1 protein-coding gene is annotated in these 1,366 nt (G+C 59.2%); it reads left to right on the top strand.

What is annotated here, in order from left to right:
* Positions 1–2 precede the first annotated feature (2 nt).
* Positions 3–1,366: molecular chaperone HtpG (gene htpG, locus G5358_RS21115; RefSeq protein ID WP_421324884.1), on the top strand; the 1,364-nt coding region annotated here is incomplete at its 3' end.

Here is a 1,366-nt window from a genome sequence, read left to right as displayed (position 1 = left end):
TGCTGAGCCTGATGGCTCACAGCCTCTACTCCAACAAAGAAGTATTCCTGCGCGAGCTGATCTCCAACGCATCCGATGCGGCGGACAAGCTGCGCTTCAAGGCGCTTTCCGATGCCTCTTTGTTTGAAAACGACGGCCAGTTGCGTGTGCGCCTGGTGGTGGACAAAGAGAAGCGTACCCTGACCATCTCCGATAACGGGATCGGTATGACCCGTGATCAGGTGATCGAGCATCTGGGTACCATCGCCAAGTCCGGCACCGCCGAATTCTTCAAAAACCTCTCCGGCGATCAGGGTAAGGATTCCCAGCTGATCGGTCAGTTCGGGGTCGGTTTCTACTCCGCCTTTATCGTGGCCGACAAGGTGACCGTGGTCTCCCGCGCCGCCGGCACCGCGCCGGAGCAGGGCGTACAGTGGGAATCGGAAGGGGAAGGCTCCTTCACCGTGGCTGACGTGACCAAAGAGGGTCGCGGTACCGATGTTATCCTGCACCTGCGTGCCGAAGAGGACGAGTTCCTCGACGACTGGCGTCTGCGCTCCGTGGTGAGCAAATACTCCGACCACATCAGCGTGCCGGTGGAAATGTACAAAGAGGGTACCCCGGATCGGGAAGAGGATGGTGAGACCATCGTCGGCACCCCGGGCGAGTGGGAGCAGGTCAACCGCGCCACGGCACTGTGGACCCGTAACCCGAAAGATATCAAGGACGAGGAGTATCAGGAGTTCTACAAGCACGTCGCCCACGACTTTGAAGACCCGCTTCTGTGGGGTCACAACCGGGTGGAAGGGGCGCAGGAGTATACCAGCCTGCTCTACGTACCGGCCCGCGCACCGTTTGACCTCTATAACCGCGAGCAGAAGCACGGTCTGAAGCTCTACGTACAGCGCGTCTTTATCATGGACGACGCCGAGCAGTTTATGCCGACCTACCTGCGCTTTGTCAAAGGGGTGCTGGACTCCAACGATCTGCCGCTCAACGTTAGCCGTGAAATCCTGCAGGACAACAAGGTGACCGCCTCCCTGCGCAAGGCTTGCTCCAAGCGCGTCCTGACCATGCTCTCCAAGCTGGCGAAAGACGATGCCGAGAAGTACGCCAAGTTCTGGAAAGAGTTCGGTAACGTGCTCAAAGAGGGCCCGGCCGAGGATTACGCCAACCGCGAAGAGATCGCGAAGCTCCTGCGCTTTGCCAGCACCGCTGGCGAGGGCGAAGCCCAGACAGTCTCTCTCGAGGATTACGTTGGCCGCATGAAGGAAGGTCAGCAGAAGATTTACTACATCACCGCCGACTCCTATGCCGCTGCCAAGAACAGCCCGCATCTCGAGATCTTCCGCAAGAAGGGTGTCGAAGTGCTGCTGATGTGGGAGCG

Origin of the sequence: Aeromonas sp. 604176 (genome assembly GCF_049170755.1) — a bacterium.
GTDB lineage: Bacteria > Pseudomonadota > Gammaproteobacteria > Enterobacterales > Aeromonadaceae > Aeromonas > Aeromonas veronii_A.
Note: the sequence above shows the minus strand (reverse complement) of the source record. Positions and strands in the feature narration are given on the sequence as shown.